The sequence below is a fragment of the Victivallis sp. genome, assembly GCF_048170485.1.
In the GTDB taxonomy this organism is placed as follows: Bacteria; Verrucomicrobiota; Lentisphaeria; order Victivallales; family Victivallaceae; genus Victivallis.
The window spans coordinates 1-3,294 of sequence record NZ_DBEXAY010000308.1 but is presented as its reverse complement, the minus strand read 5'-3'; the positions used below and the strand labels follow the sequence as shown (position 1 = coordinate 3,294).

The 3,294-nt window shown below is 61.8% G+C and carries 2 protein-coding genes; both read left to right on the top strand.

Annotated features, from left to right (window positions below):
• On the top strand, positions 1 to 2,400 hold a 2,400-nt coding region (locus tag ACMLHG_RS16070; RefSeq protein ID WP_417171140.1), incomplete at its 5' end, for a serine/threonine-protein kinase.
• Between the two features lie 87 nt (positions 2,401 to 2,487).
• Positions 2,488 to 2,859 (top strand): VOC family protein, encoded by a 372-nt coding sequence (locus ACMLHG_RS16065; RefSeq protein ID WP_417171139.1) that lies wholly within the window; start codon positions 2,488 to 2,490, stop codon positions 2,857 to 2,859.
• Positions 2,860 to 3,294 lie beyond the last annotated feature (435 nt).

The following is a 3,294-nucleotide window of genomic DNA, read 5'->3' as shown; positions in this document are numbered from 1 at the left end:
GTGAATTTCCCGGAGAGTCCCACCTCTCCCGGAGCCGTGATCGGGGATTTCCTGATCGAGCGTGAGATCAGCAAGGGAGGGATGGGGGAGGTGTTTCTCGCCCGCCAGCTCTCGCTGGACCGGCCGGTGGCGCTCAAGGTGCTGCAGGACCGCTTTCTCAACGACAAGGAGTATGTCGAGAGCCTCTTCCGGGAGGCGCGGGCGGCGGGGAAGATCAACCACCCGAACATCGTGCAGGCCTACGCGGTCGGCGAGGAGAACGGAATCTTCTACTTCGCGATGGAGTATGTGCGGGGGGAGACCTTCAAGCAGATCCTTCAGCGGCAGAAGAAGCTGGACTTCATGCAGGCGGCCAAGGTGGTCCGCGAGATCGCCAGCGCCCTCGATGCGGCGTGGCGCGAGCAGAAACTGGTCCACCAGGACATCAAGCCGGACAACATCATGCTCGACGCCAACGGCTTCGCCAAACTGGCCGACCTCGGTCTCGCCCGGGTGGCCGGGAACGAAAACCGCGATGAGGAGATCGGTGACGAGGTGATGGGGACTCCGCAGTACATCAGCCCGGAACAGCTTACCGGCGTCCCCACCGACGTGCGCAGCGACATCTACAGCCTGGGGGCGACGCTCTACCAGTTCGTGACCGGCCGGTTCCCCTACGTGGCGGATACCGCCGAGGAGATCGCCCGGATGCACGTCGCCGGAAATCTGACGCCGCCCAAGGAGGTGAATCCGGAGGTCCCCGACGAGCTCAACACGATCATCATGAAGATGATGGCGCGCAACATCGAGGATCGTTACCAGACGCCGGCGCCGCTCATTAAAGCGCTCGACATGTTCATGCGCAACTACCGGCCGGCCGGACCCGGCGTGCCGACGCTGAACTTGAAATTCGGGAAAAAGGCGGCGGCCCCTACCTTCAAGCTGCCTGCCGCGGCGAAAGCGGCAGTTCCGAAAATGACGGCTCATGTTTCTCCGGCGCAACCTGCTGCTGTTTCTAATGTTGCGCCGAAAAATGACGGAAATGTGACGGGTGCTTCCGCGCCGTCGCCGGCTCCTGTGCCGGCACCGGCTCCCGCATCCGCCCCGGCTCCGGCGGCGGAGGAGAAGCCGAAAGCGGAGGAAAAACCGGCCGCGATGACGGCGGAGAACATTCCCCGCCCCGAGATGGCTCCGGAACCGGAAGCGCCGCAGGAGGAGCCGCCGCCGCGGCGGCATCTTTCGCGCCGGATGAAGTTGATTCTGCTGATTGCGGGGATCGTGCTGGTCGTGGTGCTGGGCGCCGGCGGGACCTTTGTATTTCTGGCGAAGGGCGACAAACTGCCGGAACCGTTGAAGCCGTATGGAAAGCCGGTGGCGGAGTGGTTTGCCGCCCGGGAAAAGGCCGCCGCTGAGGAACCGGAGAAAAAAGTGGAACCGGTTCCGCCGCCGAAACCGCCGGAGCCGCCGAAACCGACCACCCGTCAGGCGTATCTGGATGGTGTCGAGAAGTTCCTGACGCTGGTGCGGAACCGGCCGGACGACCGGGAAGGGCAGCTTGCCGCGGGCGACGAATTTTTCACCCGCTTCCCGCAACCGCAGACGGAGGAGGAGCGTACTGCGCTCCGCACGATGCAGGAGGTGTACGGCAGACTGGACGAGGTGCTCCGGGCGGCCCCGGCGCGTGCGGCGGCTCGTGAGCGCCATCTGAAGGAGATTGCGGAACGGCGGGAAGCGTCGGATGAAGCGAAGCGGGAGCGTGCCGAGGCGGAAGCGGCGGCGCGCCGCCAGCGGGAGGAGCAGGCCCGGATTCTGCGGGAGCAGGCGGAGGAGCAGAAGCGTCAGGCGGCGGAACTGCAGCGTCAGCTTGCTGCGCGTGCGGCGGAATTGAAGACGGAACTGAGCAAATATTATTTGCCTCTGGTGGCCGGATTCTACAAAGCCGGATTGGATGGCGAGGATGCGGAGCTGAAGGCTGCGGTGCGGAGCATGTCGGAATTCATTGCGCCGTCGGCGGCGGATTCCAAGGAGGAGAAGGCGTTGCTGGGAACATTCCGGGCGATGCGTCAGGAGCTGCCGAAGGAGGCGGAGAAATTCCGGAATTTCGTCCGTACGCTGGAAGGGGTGAATGAGACGAACAGCTTCAATGTGGAGCTTGCCAGTCATGAATTGGCGGATGTGATTTCGATTCGTCCGGGGAAGGTGGTGTGCCGCCGTGCCGGGGCGGAGCCGGAGCCGTTGCCGCTGGATGATGCGCGGGTGCGGCGTCAGTTCTTCTCCCGTCTGGAGCAGAAGTTGAAGCTGAAAAATCCGGAATTCTGGTTCCGGCTGATGAACCGTCAGCTGGATGGAGAGACGGCGAAACTGGCGCCGGCAGGCTTCTGGCGGAACAACTTCCGCACTTTTGCGGAAGCGGTGAAATAACGGATTGTTTCCGTGATTTTTTCGGAAATGGCGGAAAAATCCGTCATTTCCGGGATAAGCTTTCGTATAATGAGGAGGAGAATTGCGATGAAATTCCGGATGGTTCACAACAACTTCAACGTGCTCGACCTTGCAAAGAGCCTGAAATTCTACCGTGATGCCTTTGACATGCACGAAGTGCGGCGGATCGAAGCGAAGGACGGGAGCTTCATCATCGTCTATCTGGAGGACGGGAACAGCTCACATCAGCTGGAACTGACCTGGCTCCGGGATCGCAAGGAGCCGTACAATCTTGGAGACAATGAATTTCACCTGGCATTCAAGGTCGATGATTATGAAGCGGCTCACGCCCGCCATGAGAAGATGGGCTGCATCTGCTACGAAAACCCCGACATGGGGATTTACTTCGTAAACGATCCTGACGACTACTGGCTCGAGGTCATCCCGGAGAAGCGGTGATTTTCGGCTGTAAAAAGCGCTTTTTTCCGCGCCCTGTTTCCCTCACAGGACTCGGCGCGGCTTGTATTTCCCCCCGCGACCCGGCTTTCTCGCGGGCACAAGCGCGGTCTGTATTTCCACTGTCCCCCGGCTTTCTCACGGGCACAAGCGCGGCCTGTATTTCCCCCCGCAACCCTGCCTTCTCACGGGCACAAGCGCGGCCAGCGCCGCGAGCGGAATTTCCCTCAATAACCCGGCCTTCTCACGGGCACAAGCGCGGTAAGCGCCGCGAGCGCATGTGAGAGAACTGCTTTGCGAAACGCAAAGCAGCAAGGAGCAATTGCGACGCAGTCGAACGGAGTCGAGCGCAGCCCCTCCGGCGATTGAGGAGTTGGCGGGCGAAGCCCGACAAGTAAGGCCCGCGAGGGCCGCGTGCGGATCAGTATCAACCGACTT